Origin of the sequence: Reyranella sp., from assembly GCF_965229815.1 — a bacterium.
GTDB lineage: Bacteria > Pseudomonadota > Alphaproteobacteria > Reyranellales > Reyranellaceae > Reyranella.
The window spans coordinates 2,224,133-2,237,040 of the sequence record NZ_CBDDJN010000006.1; the positions used below are offsets into that span (position 1 = coordinate 2,224,133).

Annotated in this window: 7 protein-coding genes; 1 reads left to right on the top strand and 6 read right to left on the bottom strand. The window is 68.2% G+C overall.

What is annotated here, in order from left to right:
• Nucleotides 1–441 precede the first annotated feature (441 nt).
• The gene (locus ACO073_RS21930) at nucleotides 442–1,071 is read left to right on the top strand and encodes a GNAT family N-acetyltransferase (RefSeq protein WP_422000290.1); all 630 of its coding nucleotides are present in this window, start codon (nucleotides 442–444) and stop codon (nucleotides 1,069–1,071) included.
• Here ACO073_RS21930 and ACO073_RS21935 read toward each other — a convergent pair.
• From ACO073_RS21935 to rplJ, 6 genes are all read right to left on the bottom strand, one after another.
• Nucleotides 1,034–2,074: a MerR family transcriptional regulator gene (locus ACO073_RS21935; RefSeq protein ID WP_422000291.1), complete on the bottom strand. Its 1,041-nt coding sequence runs from the start codon at nucleotides 2,072–2,074 to the stop codon at nucleotides 1,034–1,036. The two genes, ACO073_RS21930 and ACO073_RS21935, sit on opposite strands and share 38 nt — an antisense overlap.
• On the bottom strand, nucleotides 2,050–2,868 hold the full coding sequence (locus ACO073_RS21940; RefSeq protein WP_422000293.1) for a hypothetical protein: 819 nt from the start codon (nucleotides 2,866–2,868) through the stop codon (nucleotides 2,050–2,052). The genes ACO073_RS21935 and ACO073_RS21940 overlap by 25 nt, the downstream gene beginning before the upstream one ends.
• A gap of 81 nt (nucleotides 2,869–2,949) precedes the next feature.
• Nucleotides 2,950–7,125 carry a DNA-directed RNA polymerase subunit beta' gene (gene rpoC / locus ACO073_RS21945; RefSeq protein WP_422000295.1) on the bottom strand — a complete coding sequence of 1,392 codons (4,176 nt, stop codon included), beginning with the start codon at nucleotides 7,123–7,125 and terminating at the stop codon, nucleotides 2,950–2,952.
• Between the two features lie 56 nt (nucleotides 7,126–7,181).
• Nucleotides 7,182–11,351 (bottom strand): DNA-directed RNA polymerase subunit beta, encoded by a 4,170-nt coding sequence (gene rpoB, locus ACO073_RS21950; RefSeq protein ID WP_422000296.1) that lies wholly within the window; start codon nucleotides 11,349–11,351, stop codon nucleotides 7,182–7,184.
• A 287-nt stretch (nucleotides 11,352–11,638) separates the two neighbouring features.
• On the bottom strand, nucleotides 11,639–12,019 hold the full coding sequence (rplL, locus tag ACO073_RS21955; protein WP_422000298.1) for a 50S ribosomal protein L7/L12: 381 nt from the start codon (nucleotides 12,017–12,019) through the stop codon (nucleotides 11,639–11,641).
• A 51-nt stretch (nucleotides 12,020–12,070) separates the two neighbouring features.
• Nucleotides 12,071–12,598 (bottom strand): 50S ribosomal protein L10, encoded by a 528-nt coding sequence (gene rplJ / locus ACO073_RS21960; RefSeq protein WP_422000299.1) that lies wholly within the window; start codon nucleotides 12,596–12,598, stop codon nucleotides 12,071–12,073.
• Nucleotides 12,599–12,908: the final 310 nt, after the last annotated feature.

Below are 12,908 nucleotides of genomic sequence, written 5' to 3' on the forward strand. Positions count from 1 at the left end.
GGTGGCGCGCTTATATGGCCGCGACGGCACCGCCGTCAAGCGTTGCCGGGACGCTTTTCGCTTTGATATCAATGGCTATTCCCAATGCCATCCGAATGACTCGTTCCTGACCATGCTTGCGACGCGCGCGCAAGAATCTTGCACCTAGATATGGTAGGTGATGGTCCGGAAACTACCAGCTCGGTGGCATCACGTTCGCGGTGGCAATACGCGCGAAGACAGCCTCATTTGACGACGACCGAACTGCCCCTGTATCGGCATACCATGGTCATGCACGGACCCGGTACCCCGTCGACTGCCCGGCCGCCTTCCGGGGCGGGAGCCGTCGCGCGCGCGATCACCTGATCCGAGCTCAACGCACCCAAGCCCCGTCGTCCGGACACGGGGCTCCCTGACAGGTCCCGTACCGGCGGCTTCCCCCGAAGACCTCCCGGACCTGCCATGCCACCCCTCGACCAGCCCCTGCCCCCGACTCCGATCCTCGAGACGCCCCGCCTGATCCTGCGGCCGCTGGCGCCGCCCGACATCCCGGCGCTGCAGCGGCGTTTCCCGCGCTGGGAGATCGTCCGCCATCTCGGCCCCCAGGTGCCCTGGCCCTACCCGGCGGACGGGGCGGCCACCTATGTCGGCATCTGCCAGGGCGAGATGGAACGGGGCGAGAAGCACCACTGGTCGATCCGCCTGCGGGACGGGCCGGACGAGCTGGTCGGCTGCATCGACCTCTGGCCCGACGACGGCCGCAGCCGCGACATGCGGGGCTTCTGGCTCGATCCCGACTTCCAGGGCCGCGGCCTGATGACCGAGGCGGCCGACCGGGTCACCGACTACGCCTTCCGGACCCTGGGCTGGCCCTACCTCTGGGTCAGCAATGCCGAGGGGAACCGCGCCTCCGCCCGGGTCAAGGAGCGGCAGGGTGCCGTCCTGGTCGACACCGAACCGTTCCGCTTCGTCGAGGGCGAGGGCCGACGCATGGTCTGGCGGCTCGACCGCGCGGCCTGGCTGGGCCGGGCTGCCGCGAGCCGCGACGGGCCCGTCAGCCCGCCGCCGGGACCGGCGGCCGCCAGGCGATGACGCCCTCGGTGCGGGCTCGTACCGCGGGTGCCGCGAGGCAGGAGGCCAGCGCCTCATGGCCCGGCGCGCCCGGCCAGGGCGACACCTCGATCGGCGGGCTGTGGTTGGCCGGGCAGTAGACGATCGCTTCGTTCGGCCCCACCGAATCGAGGTCCAGGATCGCGGTCGAGCGCGTCAGGAGAAAGAGCGGCCGGGCCGTCGTCGCCTGTCGCCGCAGGCGGGCGATCACCGCTTCCTGGGTGGCCTCGTCCAGACCCTGCTCGATCATGTCGACCACCAGGACGGCGGGCGTCGTCGCCTCGAGAACCGTGAGCAGGCCGAGCAGGCCCGGCCCTGCGGTCGCGCCATCCTCCGCGAGCTCGGCGAGCGCCGCGTCGACCCGCGCCGAGAGCGCGGGATCGCCGGCCAGCCGGGTGCGCACCGCCTCGCCGTCCGCCCGCCCCTCCAGGCCGATGAAGGCCGCATCCGGCAGGGCTGCCGCGAGCGCCTGCGCGAGACGGGTCTTGCCGCTGCCCAGCGGCCCGGTGATGTAGGTCAGGTGACGGATGCCGTTCAGCTCGAAGCGTTCGCCGCCCCACGGCCAGGGCAGGTCGATGGCGAGGCGCGGACCGCTGCCGGGATCCAGAAGCCGGGCGATGCCTGCCACCGCCGGCACGTCGCCCCGGGCCAGTCCGTCCCTCAGCCCGCGCACCGTCTCCAGCGTGCCGGCCAGCAAGCGCAGCCGGCTCTCCAGCGCCGCCTGGTGCGCCGACAGCGCGCGGGCCAGGGCCGGCGGATCGGCCTTCAGCATGCGGCCGATCTCGGCCAGGCCGAAGCCCAGCCGGCGCAGGGCGGCGATCTCCGCCGCCCGCTCCATCTCCGCGCGGCCGTAGGCGCGCCATCCGGCGGCGGTGCGCAGCGGCGCCAGCAGGCCGCGCTGCTCGTAGACGCGCAGGGCCTTGCCGGAGACGCCGAGCCGCCGCGCGGCTTCGGAAAGGGTCAGGAACGGACCGGTGGAGGACAAGGGTCACCTCGTGCTGTTGCTGCCCTCGACCCTATGCAGGCAGTCCCAGGGGACGGGTCAACCGCCGGATCTGTGCAAAAGAGCCGGGTCGCCGCCTGCTGCCCCTTGCGCGGCACGATGGTGAACAGCTCGCCCGACTTCCCGACATGCGGGACGTGGAAGGCCGACACCAGCGAGAGGTCGGCGTCGTAAGTCGAGGCATAGGCGACGGCCCGTTGGCGCCAGTCCGCCCGATCGGTGCTCTCGACGAAGAGCCGGGCGAAATCGATCACGCCGACGGCGAAACGCGAGAGAGCGGCCTCGAAGGCCCGATACCTGGCTTCAGGGGCGGTGAACGCACAGCCGAGGCAGACGATGGCGTCCCGCTCCACGCTCTCGTCGGGGCCGAGCACCTCGGGGAACGAGCCTTCCACCACGGAGATCCTGTCCCTCGCCGGCCGGTCGATGCCCGCCAGGACCTCGAGGGTCGCGGCGAGAGCGGCCGCCCGGCGAGCGTCGTGCTCGACGGCCACCACCTGGTGGCCGTCCAGTGCGAGCATGATCGAGAGTTGGCCGACGCCCGGACCGATTTCCCAGAGCCGGCCGAACTGGCCCCGCCGCGCGCGCAGGATCCCGAGCGCCTGGAGGTCGGACTGCGAGAGCAGCGCGTCGTGCGCGAGCTTGCGGACATAGAAGTTGAACAGGCCCGATTCGTACGGGCCGAGCGACGCGAGCCGGCCTTCCAGGACCGCCTTCAGCGCCACCAGGCAGCGCTCCTGCGGCGCGGTCAGCGCGATGTCGAGCGTGTCCCCCATCGAGGTCACCGGGAGCGGGTCAGGCGATCGAGGCCAACGAAAAAGGGCCGCCATCTTGCGATGGCGGCCCCTTGCGGATGCCTAGTCGTCGGCGGCGTGTTCCTGCTCCAGCGTCGGCACCGGCTCGTCCTCGCCGTCGCTGCCGGCCGCGAGGATGGCGCGGTCGCGCTGGGCGGCGATCGCCTTCAGCCGGTTCACGACTCCGCCGGTACCCGCCGGGATCAGGCGGCCGACGATGACGTTCTCCTTGAGCCCCTGCAGCGTGTCGACGCGGCCCGAGACGGCGGCCTCGGTGAGGACGCGCGTGGTCTCCTGGAAGGAGGCCGCCGAGATGAACGACTTGGTCTGCAGCGACGCCTTGGTGATGCCGAGCAGGACCGGATCGGCCTTGGCGCTCTTCAGCTTCTCGCCCGCGAGCTTGGCGTTCTCGTGGTCGAACTCCTGCTTGTCGACCTGCTCGCCGATCAGGAAGGTCGAATCGCCCGGATCGGTGATCTCGACCTTCTGCAGCATCTGGCGCGCGATCGTCTCGATGTGCTTGTCGTTGATCTTCACGCCCTGCAGGCGATAGACCTCCTGGATCTCGTTGACGAGATACTCGGCCAGCTTCTCGATGCCGAGCACGCGCAGGATGTCGTGCGGCACCGGGTTGCCGTCGATAAGCAGGTCGCCGCGCTCGACATAGTCGCCTTCCTGCACGGCGATGCGCTTGCCCTTCGGGATCAGGTACTCGACCGGCTCCGCACCCTCGCCTTCCGGCACGATCAGGATGCGGCGCTTGCTCTTGTAGTCCTTGCCGAACTCGATGCGGCCCGCGATGTCGCAGATGATCGCGAAGTCCTTGGGCTTGCGCGCCTCGAACAGCTCGGCCACGCGCGGCAGACCGCCCGTGATGTCGCGGTTCTTGCCGCCCTCGCGCGGGATGCGCGCGAGGATGTCGCCGGCATGAACCTCCTGGCCGTTCTCGACCGAGAGGATCGAGTCGACGGACAGCAGGGCGCGGGCCTCCTGGCCGTTGGCCAGCATGATCGGGTTGCCCGCGGCGTCCTGGATGGCGATGCGCGGACGCAGGTCGCCGCCGCGCGGCTGGCCCTTCCAGTCGACGACGACGCGGCTCGAGATGCCGGTCGAATCGTCGATCACCTCGCGCATCGACACGCCGTCGACGAGGTCGACATAGACCGCCCTGCCCGCCTTCTCGGTGATGATCGGCAGGGTGTAGGGGTCCCACTCGGCGAGCTTCTGGCCCTTGGCGACCGGCGCGTCGTTGTCGACCAGCAGGCGCGCGCCGTAGGGCACGCGGTGCTTGGCGCGCTCGCGCTCGGCGCCGTCGATCAGCACGAGCTCGGTGTTGCGGCCCATGACGACCGGCACGCCCTGGCTGTTGATGACGACGTTGCGGTTGCGCACCTGGATGCGGCCGTCGTGGCTGGCCTCGATGCTCGACTGCTCGGCGCCGCGCTGCGCGGCGCCGCCGATGTGGAAGGTGCGCATGGTGAGCTGCGTGCCCGGCTCGCCGATCGACTGGGCGGCGATGACGCCGACCGCCTCGCCGATGTTGACCGGCGTGCCGCGAGCGAGGTCGCGGCCGTAGCACTTGCCGCACACGCCCGTCTTGGTGTCGCAGGTCAGCACCGAGCGGATGCGAAGCTCCTCGATGCCGGCCTTGTCGATCTGCTCGACCTTGACCTCGTCGATCAGCTCGCCGGCCTTGCAGATCAGCGTGCCGGCCACCGGGTCGACGATGTCGTCGAGCGCGGTGCGCCCGAGCACCCGCTCGCTGAGCGGCTCGATCACGTCGCCGCCGTCGACGACGGCGCGCATCGTGAGGCCGCGCTCGGTCCCGCAATCCTCCTCGAAGATGATGCAGTCCTGGGCGACGTCGACAAGGCGACGCGTCAGGTAGCCCGAGTTGGCGGTCTTGAGCGCGGTGTCAGCCAGTCCCTTGCGGGCGCCGTGGGTGGAGTTGAAGTACTCCAGCACCGACAGGCCTTCCTTGAAGTTCGAGATGATCGGCGTCTCGATGATCTCGCCCGACGGCTTGGTCATCAGGCCGCGCATGCCGGCGAGCTGCTTCATCTGGGTCGCAGAGCCGCGCGCGCCGGAGTGGGCCATCATCCACACCGCGTTGACCGGGCTGCCCGGCTTCGAGGTGGAGATGCCCTTCATCATCTCCTCGGCGACGCGGTCGGAGCAGCGCGACCAGGCGTCGACGACCTTGTTGTACTTCTCGCCCGAGGTGATCAGGCCGTCCTGGTACTGCTGCTCGTACTCCTTGACCTCCTTCTGGGTCTGGCCGACCAGCTTCTCCTTGGCCGACGGGATGACGAGGTCGTCCTTGCCGAACGAGATGCCGGCGCGGCAGGCGTGATAGAAGCCCAGCCCCATCAGGCGATCGGCGAAGATCACCGTCTCCTTCTGGCCGCAGTGGCGGTAGACCGCGTCGATGACGTTCTGCAGGTCCTTCTTGGTCAGCAGCCGGTTGATCAGCGAGAAGGGCAGGTTGGGATGCTTGGGCAGGATCTGCGCCAGCAGGATGCGGCCCGGCGTGGTCTCGACCACTCGGGTCGCCAGCTCGCCCTTGTCGTCATAGGCCTCGAGGCGTCCCTTGATCTTGGCGTGCATGCTGAGCGAGCCGTGATGCAGGGCATGCTCGAGCTCGCCGATGTCGGAGAACAGCGAGCCCTCGCCCGCCTCGCCCTCGCGCTCCAGCGTGATGTAGTAGATGCCGAGCACGATGTCCTGGCTGGGCACGATGATCGGCTTGCCCGACGCGGGACTCAGGATGTTGTTGGTCGACATCATGAGCACGCGGGCCTCGAGCTGGGCCTCGAGCGACAGCGGCACGTGCACCGCCATCTGGTCGCCGTCGAAGTCGGCGTTGAAGGCGGTGCAGACCAGCGGATGGAGCTGGATCGCCTTGCCCTCGATCAGCACCGGCTCGAAGGCCTGGATGCCGAGCCGGTGCAGGGTCGGCGCGCGGTTCAGCAGCACGGGATGCTCGCGGATGACCTCCTCGAGGATGTCCCACACTTCCGGCCGCTCCTTCTCGACCATCCGCTTGGCGGCCTTGATCGTGTTGGCCATGCCGTAGGCCTGGAGCCGCGAGTAGATGAACGGCTTGAACAGCTCGAGCGCCATCTTCTTCGGCAGGCCGCACTGGTGCAGCTTGAGCTCCGGGCCGACCACGATGACCGAGCGGCCCGAGTAGTCGACGCGCTTGCCGAGCAGGTTCTGCCGGAAGCGGCCCTGCTTGCCCTTCAGCATGTCGCTGAGCGACTTCAGCGGCCGCTTGTTGGCGCCGGTGATGACGCGGCCGCGGCGGCCGTTGTCGAACAGGGCGTCGACCGACTCCTGCAGCATGCGCTTCTCGTTGCGCACGATGATGTCGGGCGCGCGCAGCTCGATCAGTCGCTTCAGGCGGTTGTTGCGGTTGATGACGCGACGATAGAGGTCGTTCAGGTCCGACGTCGCGAAGCGGCCGCCGTCGAGCGGCACCAGCGGGCGCAGCTCGGGCGGGATCACCGGCACCAGCTCGAGGATCATCCACTCCGGACGGGCGCCGGACTCGATGAAGTTCTCGACCAGCTTCAGCCGCTTGACCAGCTTCTTGCGCTTGGCCTCGGAGGTCGTCTCACGCAGCTCCTCGCGCAGCCGCGGCCGCTCCTCGTTGAGGTCGATGGCCGACAGCATGGCGCGAATCGCCTCGGCGCCGATGTCGGCGCGGAAGGCGTCGTCGCCGTACTCGTCGAGCGCGTTGAGGTACTGCTCCTCGTTCAGGAGCTCGCGGTACTTGAGCGGCGTCAGGCCGGGCTCGGTCACCACGTAGTTCTCGAAGTAGAGGATGCGCTCGAGGTCGCGCAGCGTCATGTCGAGCAGCAGGCCGATGCGGCTCGGCAGCGACTTCAGGAACCAGATGTGCGCGACCGGCGAGGCCAGCTCGATATGGCCCATGCGCTCGCGGCGCACCTTGGTCAGCGTCACCTCGACGCCGCACTTCTCGCAGGTGATGCCGCGGAACTTCATGCGCTTGTACTTGCCGCACAGGCACTCGTAGTCCTTGATCGGGCCGAAGATGCGGGCGCAGAACAGCCCGTCCCGCTCCGGCTTGAAGGTGCGGTAGTTGATCGTCTCGGGCTTCTTGATCTCGCCGTGGCTCCAGGCCCGGATGCGGTCCGGGCTGGCGATCGAGATGCGGATCTCGTCGAAGGTCGGCGTGCCCTGGGGCTGGCCCAGTACGTTGATGAGGTCGGTCATCTTTGTGTCCTACGGTTCGTTGGACGAATTCGCGAAGAAGAGGCGGCAGGCCAACGTCAGTTGGCCTGCTGGTTGAGCTCGACGTTCAGGCCGAGGGAGCGCAGCTCCTTGACCAGGACGTTGAAGGATTCCGGGATGCCCGCCTCGAACGTGTCGTCGCCGCGCACGATGGCCTCGTAGACCTTGGTGCGGCCGGCCACGTCGTCCGACTTGACGGTGAGGATCTCCTGCAGCGTGTAGGCCGCGCCGTAGGCCTCGAGCGCCCACACCTCCATCTCGCCGAAGCGCTGGCCGCCGAACTGGGCCTTGCCGCCCAGCGGCTGCTGGGTGACCAGGCTGTACGGGCCGATCGACCGCGCGTGGATCTTGTCGTCCACCAGGTGATGCAGCTTCAGCATGTAGATGTAGCCGACGGTCACCTTGCGGTCGAACGGCTCGCCGGTGCGGCCGTCGACCAGGGTGACTTGGCCCGACTTGTCGAGGCCCGCCATCTCGAGCATGCCGACGATGTCGGCCTCGTGCGCGCCGTCGAACACCGGCGAGGCGAAGGGAACGCCCCGGCTGAGGTTCCTGGCGAGCTCGATGGTCCGCTCGTCGTCGAGATCGGCGATCTCGGCCTTGAAGGCCTTCTCGCCGTAGACGTCGCGCAGCTGCTTCTTGACCTGGGCGATCGACGCGTCGCGCGCGCCGTTCACCATGTCGCCGATCTTCTTGCCGAGACCGGCGGCGGCCCATCCGAGATGGGTCTCCAGGATCTGGCCGACGTTCATGCGGCTCGGCACGCCGAGCGGGTTCAGCACGATGTCGACCGGCTGGCCCTCCTCGAGGTACGGCATGTCCTCGAGCGGCATGATGCGCGAGATGACGCCCTTGTTGCCGTGGCGGCCGGCCATCTTGTCGCCCGGCTGCAGCTTGCGCTTGGTGGCGACGAAGACCTTGACCATCTTCATCACGCCCGGCGGCAGCTCGTCGCCGCGCTGCAGCTTGTCGACCTTGCTGTCGAACCGGTCCTGCAGGCGCTTCATCGATTCGTCGAACTGCTTGTTCAGCGCCTCGATCTCGCTCTGCTTCTTGTCGACCTTGACCGCGATCTGCCGCCACTGGCCGGGCGTGAACTCGCCCAGCACCTTGTCGGTGATGCGGGTGCCCGGCTTCAGGCCCTTGAGCCCGCCGGCCACGGTCTGGTTCATCAGCATTTCCTGGATCTGGCTGTAGAAGCTGCGTTCCAGGATGGCCTTCTCGTCGTCGCGGTCCTTGGCCAGCCGCTCGATCTCGTCGCGCTCGATGGCGAGCGCGCGCTCGTCCTTGTCGACGCCGCGGCGGTTGAACACGCGGACCTCGACGACCGTGCCCTCGACGCCCGGCGGAACCTTGAGCGAGGTGTCGCGCACGTCGGCCGCCTTCTCGCCGAAGATGGCGCGCAGCAGCTTCTCTTCCGGGGTCATCGGGCTCTCGCCCTTCGGCGTCACCTTGCCGACCAGGATGTCGCCCGCCTTCACCTCGGCGCCGATGTAGACGATGCCCGCCTCGTCGAGGTTCTTGAGCGCCTCCTCGCCGACGTTCGGGATGTCGCGGCTGATCTCCTCCTGGCCGAGCTTGGTGTCGCGGGCCATGACCTCGAACTCCTCGATGTGGATCGAGGTGAAGACGTCGTCGCGCACGATGCGCTCGGAGAGTAGGATAGAGTCCTCGAAGTTGTAGCCGTTCCACGGCATGAAGGCGACGAGGACGTTACGGCCGAGCGCCAGCTCGCCGTCACGGGTCGACGGACCGTCGGCCACGATGTCGCCCTTCGTCACCTGGTCGCCGACCTTCACGAGCGGCTTCTGGGTGATGCAGGTCGACTGGTTGGAGCGCTGGAACTTCAGCAGGTTGTAGATGTCGACCGCCGGCCGGTTGGGGCCGACGTCGTCGGTGGCGCGCACCACGATGCGCATGGCGTCGACCTGGTCGACGATGCCGGTGCGGCGGGCGGCGATCGCCACGCCGGAATCGCGGGCGACCACCTCTTCCATGCCGGTGCCGACCAGCGGCGACTCGGCCTGGATCAGCGGCACCGCCTGGCGCTGCATGTTCGAGCCCATCAGCGCGCGGTTGGCGTCGTCGTTCTCGAGGAACGGGATCAGCGCCGCAGCGACCGACACGATCTGCTTGGGCGAGACGTCGACGAAGTCGATCGTCTCGGGCCGGCCGAGGATGTACTCGCCGCCCTTGCGGCACTGCACCAGCTCGGAGACGAACTTGCCCTTGGCGTCGATCTCGGCGTTGGCCTGGGCCACCGTGTAGCGGCCTTCCTCCATCGCCGACAGGTAGACGACCTCGTCGGTGACGCGGGCGCCCACGACCTTGCGGTACGGGCTCTCGATGAAGCCGTACTGGTTGACCCGCGCATAGGTCGCCAGCGAGTTGATCAGGCCGATGTTCGGGCCTTCCGGCGTCTCGATCGGGCAGATGCGGCCGTAATGGGTCGGGTGCACGTCGCGCACCTCGAAGCCGGCGCGCTCGCGCGTCAGGCCGCCCGGTCCCAGGGCCGAGAGGCGACGCTTGTGGGTCACCTCCGACAGCGGGTTGGTCTGGTCCATGAACTGGCTGAGCTGGCTCGAGCCGAAGAACTCGCGCACCGCCGCCGCCGCCGGCTTGGCGTTGATCAGGTCGTGCGGCATCACCGTGTCGATGTCGATCGAGCTCATGCGCTCGCGGATCGCCCGCTCCATGCGCAGCAGGCCGACGCGGTACTGGTTCTCCATCAGCTCGCCGACCGAGCGGACGCGGCGGTTGCCGAGATGGTCGATGTCGTCGATCTCGCCGCGGCCGTCCTTGAGGTCGTGCAGCACCTTGACGACGGCGAGGATATCCTCGCGGCGCAGCGTGCGCTGCGTGTCGGGAACGCCCTCGAAGCCCAGGCGCATGTTCATCTTCACGCGGCCGACCGGCGACAGGTCGTAGCGCTCGATGTCGAACAGCAGGCCCTGGAACAGCGTCTCGGCCTGCTCCAGCGTCGGCGGCTCGCCCGGCCGCATGACGCGGTAGATGTCGAGCAGTGCTTCTTCACGGTTCGAGTTCTTGTCGGCCGCCAGCGTGTTGCGGATGTAGGGCCCGACATTGACGTGGTCGATGGCGAGCGTCGGCAGGTCGTCGACGCCGTTCTCCTCGAACAGGTCGAGCACCGCCTGGGTGATCTCCTGGCCGGCCTCGACGTAGATCTCGCCCGTCTTCTCGTTGATGATGTCGACGGCGGCGTAGCGGCCGATCAGCTCCTCGGCCGAGACGCGGATCTCCTTGAGGCCCTGCTCCTTCAGGCGGTTGAGCAGGCGCGGCGTCAGCTTGGTGCCGGCATCGGCCACCGCCTTGCCGGTCTTGCCGTTGACGAGGTCGTGGGTGAGCTTCACGCCGCGCATCGAATCGGCGTCGAACTGTGTGTTCCAGCCGTCCTTCTCGCGCGTGTAGACGACCTGGCCGTAGAAGGCGGCCAGGATCTCCTCGGGCGACAGGCCCTGGGCCTCGGCCGGATCGAGCTGCTGGCCCTTGGCGATCGCCGAGCCGCGCTTCTTCCAGGTCGTGTCGTTGTCGAGCGCCAGCAGCAGCGTCGTCACCGGGATCTTGCGGCGGCGGTCGATGCGGACGTGGATCAGGTCCTTGGCGTCGAACTCGAAGTCCAGCCACGAGCCGCGATAGGGGATGATGCGGGCGGCGAACAGGTACTTGCCCGAGCTGTGGGTCTTGCCCTTGTCGTGATCGAAGAAGACGCCCGGCGACCGGTGCATCTGGCTGACGATCACGCGCTCGGTGCCGTTCACGATGAAGGTGCCGTTGTCGGTCATGAGCGGCATGTCGCCCATGTAGACGTCCTGCTCCTTGATATCGCGGATCGAGCGCGAGCCGGCCTCCTCGTCGATGTCCCAGACGACGAGCTGCAGCGTGACCTTGAGCGGCGCGGCGAAGGTGATGCCGCGCTGCTGGCACTCCTCGACGTCGTACTTGGGCTCCTCGAACTCGTACTTCACGAACTCGAGGCTGGCCCGCTCGGCGAAGTCCTTGATCGGGAAGACCGAGCGGAAGACCTCCTGCAGGCCGGTCTGCGTCCGCTTGGCCGGCGCGACGTTGCGCTGCAGGAAGCTCTCGTACGAGCTCTTCTGCACCTCGATGAGGTTGGGCATCGGCGCAACCGACTCGATGTGGCCGAAGAAGCGACGAATCCGTTTGCGCGTATTGAAGGCCGTGGCCATCCTGCGTCCTCGAAGGTTCAAGGGCGGAGAGAACACCCGCTGCTTTCTCGGAACGCGCGACCCGCCAGCCGTTCGTCCCATCCGTCGCAGAGGGCCACTTGTCGGAGCGGACCCGTATTTTCGGGGGTCCGCTCAGATAAGGAGCCTTCGCCGATTATCAACCCCCTTCTTCCTCCTCTCCCCCTTGGGGGAGAGGCTGGGTGAGGGGGTTCTGCACCCCGTCTCACCCCCTCACCTGGCCTCTCCCCCGAGGGGGAGAGGAACATGAGGTGGAAGAAGAACAGGTCTTACTTCAGCTCGACCTTCGCGCCCTCGGCCTCGAGCTTGGCCTTGAGCTTCTCGGCGTCGGCCTTCGGCACCGACTCCTTGACCGGCTTCGGCGCGCCCTCGACCAGGTCCTTGGCCTCCTTGAGGCCGAGGCCGGTGATCTCGCGCACCGCCTTGATGACGTTGATCTTCTTGTCGCCGGCGGCGGCGAGGACGACGGTGAACTCGTCCTTGGCCTCGGCGGCCGGCGCACCGCCGGCAGCGGCGCCCGGCGCGGCCGCGACGGCGACCGGCGCGGCGGCGCTCACGCCCCACTTCTCCTCGAGCAGCTTGCTGAGCTCAGCGGCCTCGAGGACCGTGAGGGCCGAGAGCTCCTCGACCAGCTTTTCCAGATTAGCCATTGTCTTTCTCCTGAATTCCCGAACTTCGATGATCGTGACGTCGATAGCGACTTACGCCGCCTTCGCGCCGTCTTCCTTGGCTCCGTACGCCCCGAACACACGAGCGAGCTGGCCCGCCGGCGCCTGGAGAACGCCAGCGACCTTGGTCGCCGGAGCCTGCAGGAGGCCGATGAGCTTGGCCCGGAGAGCGTCGAGCGAGGGCAGCGAGGCGAGAGCCTGGACGCCTGCGACGTCCAGCGTGTTCTCACCCAGCGCACCGCCGACGATCGTCAGCTTCTCGTTGTCCTTGGCGAAGGCCGAGATGACCTTCGCCGCGGCGACCGGATCCTTGGAGTAGGCGATGGCGGTCGGGCCCGTGAACATGGGACCGAGCGCCTTGAAGGCCGTGCCCTCGAGGGCACGCAGCGTGAGCCGGTTCTTGGCGACCTTGTAGCTTGCACCGGCTGCCCTGACCTTGCGGCGCAGGTCCGTCACTTCCTGGACCGTGAGGCCGGACTGGCGGGTGACCACCATCAGGCTCGCGTCCTTGAAGATCTGGTTCAGCTCGGCGATCGCTTCGGCCTTTTCCGAACGATTCACGGCTTTCTCCAATTGAGGCCCGACCCGGAGGATCCGGAGCGGACCGGCTGCGTTACAGGCTGCGCAGCCTCCGTTGGCGGGTTGGCGCAAACGGAGACCTCGCGGCCCGGTTCGCCTGCCCCGGAAGTTCGGGCGCGTGCGCGCACCCCGAAGGGTGCAGCGTCGATTCCCTTGCCCCCGTCTGCGCTGGCGGGTTTCCCCTTTAGGCCGGCTCCCGGAAGAGCGCGGCACCGGCGGTCTCGGACAGGTGGAGCGCGCGGACCTTGCGGTCCCCTTGCCCCTTCGCCGCGGCCTTCGGACCGTGGCGAAA

Excerpts from the sequence above, each read along its gene's own strand:
- ACO073_RS21930 (WP_422000290.1), top strand. The coding sequence starts at position 442 with ATGCCACCCCTCGACCAGCCCCTGCCCCCGACTCCGATCCTCGAGACG.
- ACO073_RS21940 (WP_422000293.1), bottom strand. The coding sequence starts at position 2,868 with ATGGGGGACACGCTCGACATCGCGCTGACCGCGCCGCAGGAGCGCTGC.
- rpoC (WP_422000295.1), bottom strand. The coding sequence starts at position 7,125 with ATGACCGACCTCATCAACGTACTGGGCCAGCCCCAGGGCACGCCGACC.
- rpoB (WP_422000296.1), bottom strand. The coding sequence starts at position 11,351 with ATGGCCACGGCCTTCAATACGCGCAAACGGATTCGTCGCTTCTTCGGC.
- rplL (WP_422000298.1), bottom strand. The coding sequence starts at position 12,019 with ATGGCTAATCTGGAAAAGCTGGTCGAGGAGCTCTCGGCCCTCACGGTC.